Source organism: Aeromonas piscicola, assembly GCF_000820005.1.
In the GTDB taxonomy this organism is placed as follows: domain Bacteria; phylum Pseudomonadota; class Gammaproteobacteria; order Enterobacterales; family Aeromonadaceae; genus Aeromonas; species Aeromonas piscicola.
Map to the genome: position 1 here is coordinate 1,470 of NZ_CDBL01000088.1, position 2,051 is coordinate 3,520.

The window sequence follows — 2,051 nt, forward strand, 5'->3', positions numbered from 1 at the left end:
CGGCGCCAGAAGCAGCGGGTGCGCTCCGCCACCCTGTTCACCACCCTGCTCGATTTCTCCCAGCCGGGGGAGCTTGGCATCTTCATCCACGAGCCCATCATAGCGGCACTGGAGGCCCAGAATGAGGCCAAGGGCATCATGGATGGACGCCAACTGGCGGTCTCCTTCAGCCTGCTGCGGGAAAACAGCCTCTACTGGAATTACTACATCGACAGCTACCTCAAGGGCCAGAGCCCGGTGGCGTTCGATCTGCTGCACTGGAACAGCGACAGCACCAACGTGGCGGGCAAGACGCACAACAGTCTGCTGCGCCGTCTCTATCTGGAGAACCAGCTGGTGAAGGGGGAGCTCAAGATCCGCAACACCCGCATCGATCTGGCCAAGGTGAAGACGCCTGTGCTGCTGGTCTCGGCCATGGACGATCACATCGCCCTCTGGCAGGGCACCTGGCAGGGCATGAAGCTGTTTGGCGGCGAGCAGCGCTTCATCCTGGCTGAATCGGGCCACATTGCCGGCATCATCAACCCGCCAGCGGCCAACAAGTACGGCTTCTGGCACAGCAATGCCGACAGTGACACCCCGGACGCCTGGCTTGAGCAGGCAACCCATCAAAGCGGCTCCTGGTGGCCACAGATGGCAGCCTTCATCCAGGCGCGAGAGGAGGAAGCCACGCCCGTGCCCGCCCGCATCCCGAGCGAGGGACTGGAGGCAGCCCCCGGCGGTTACGTCAAGGTGCGGCTCAACCCTGTCTTTGCCAACACCCCGGAAGAGGAGCCCGCATGAGTACACTCCCTTTTGAAATTGGGCAAAAAGCAAGCCTGATCAAACGGTTCGGCGCAGCCGAAGTCGAGGCCTTCGCCGGCTTGTCGGAGGATTTCAATCCCCTGCACCTGGACTCGGCTTTTGCCGCCACCACGCCGTTCGAGCGACCCATTGTGCACGGCATGCTGCTGGCCAGCCTCTTCTCGGGGCTGCTGGGCCAGCAGCTGCCTGGCAAAGGCACTGTCTACCTTGGGCAAAGCCTCTCCTTCAAACAACCGGTGTTTGTGGGGGATGAGGTGACGGCCGAGGTGGAGATCATCACCCTGCGCAGCGACAAGCCCATCATCACCCTGGCCACCCGCATCGTGACGGCGGCCGGGGCCCTCGCTGTCACTGGCGAGGCGGTGGTGAAGTTTGGCTAAGTGCTGATCACCGACCCTCCTTCAGCCCGGCCCCGCCGGGCTGAATTTTATAGATACCGCCATGATGACGGCGGCTCTCCTCACCCCTTGTTTCCCGGTCTGCATGCCCTGAGGCCACCCCTCCTCTCATTGGCAACCGGAATTGCCTGAAGATAGGTGGCCTTGCCCTTTCATTGACGGCCCGAACTGCCTAGAATAACCGCCCTGCTGTTTCAGCCATTCATCCATCTAGAGGATTTCCCATGGAGACGTTTCTGCTCGAAGGCCACCCCTTCGTTGCCTTGTGTGACCTTATCAAGCATCAGGGTTGGGCCGATTGTGGCGGCGCGGCCAAGGCGCTCGTCGCCGACGGTCTGGTGGAAGTGGACGGTCAGGTCGAGACCCGCAAGCGCTGCAAGATAGTCGCCGAACAGGTGGTCAACTTCAACGGCATGAAAGTCGTGGTGAAAGCGGGCGTGAGCCCGGAGATCCTCTGATCCCTGCTTGAATAAGGGCGCCGACACGCCCTCTCGCATTCAGCTGGCCTTGATCGACAGGGTCAGCACGAAGCGCGCCATCGCCTCATCCCCGTTCAATGACGGACAGGTGGCCAGCACCTGGATGGGGCGATTGATGCGCTGACCGCTCGCCAGCGACTCGTCTATCATGGCGTCAATCTCCTCACCGGCGGCGCAGTCGAACTGCACATCCGCCTCGGGCCGCTTCAGAAATTCCCCCTGCACATCTTTAAAAGCAAAATGCACCTTCTTGCCCCTCGTCCGTCCCTTCTCCATTACCAGCAGGCCGCCCACCAGATCGGCGCCGGTCGCCAGAGCGCCAAAATACATGCTGCCCAGGTGGTTGCGGGTGCGCCAGCCAAGAGGAATG

The 2,051-nt window shown here is 61.8% G+C and carries 4 protein-coding genes; 3 read left to right on the top strand and 1 reads right to left on the bottom strand.

The window, feature by feature from the left end; translation table 11 throughout:
- The 3 genes from BN1128_RS23355 to ybcJ all read left to right on the top strand — a co-directional run.
- On the top strand, positions 1-783 hold a 783-nt coding region (locus tag BN1128_RS23355; protein WP_042873437.1), incomplete at its 5' end, for an alpha/beta fold hydrolase.
- Positions 780-1,184, top strand: coding sequence for a MaoC family dehydratase (locus tag BN1128_RS23360; RefSeq protein WP_042873440.1), 405 nt, complete (start codon positions 780-782; stop codon positions 1,182-1,184). The genes BN1128_RS23355 and BN1128_RS23360, both read left to right, overlap by 4 nt.
- 242 nt (positions 1,185-1,426) lie before the next feature.
- A complete protein-coding gene (ybcJ, locus tag BN1128_RS23365) occupies positions 1,427-1,660 on the top strand; it encodes a ribosome-associated protein YbcJ (protein WP_042873443.1) in 234 nt (77 codons plus the stop codon).
- A gap of 39 nt (positions 1,661-1,699) precedes the next feature.
- Here the strand turns inward: ybcJ and BN1128_RS23370 are convergent.
- Positions 1,700-2,051 (bottom strand): hotdog family protein (locus BN1128_RS23370; protein WP_042873445.1); only part of this gene is annotated, 352 nt, incomplete at its 5' end.

Bases quoted from the DNA above. Each gene is read 5' to 3' on its own strand.
- ybcJ (WP_042873443.1), top strand. From the start codon at position 1,427: ATGGAGACGTTTCTGCTCGAAGGCCACCCCTTCGTTGCCTTGTGTGAC.
- BN1128_RS23360 (WP_042873440.1), top strand. From the start codon at position 780: ATGAGTACACTCCCTTTTGAAATTGGGCAAAAAGCAAGCCTGATCAAA.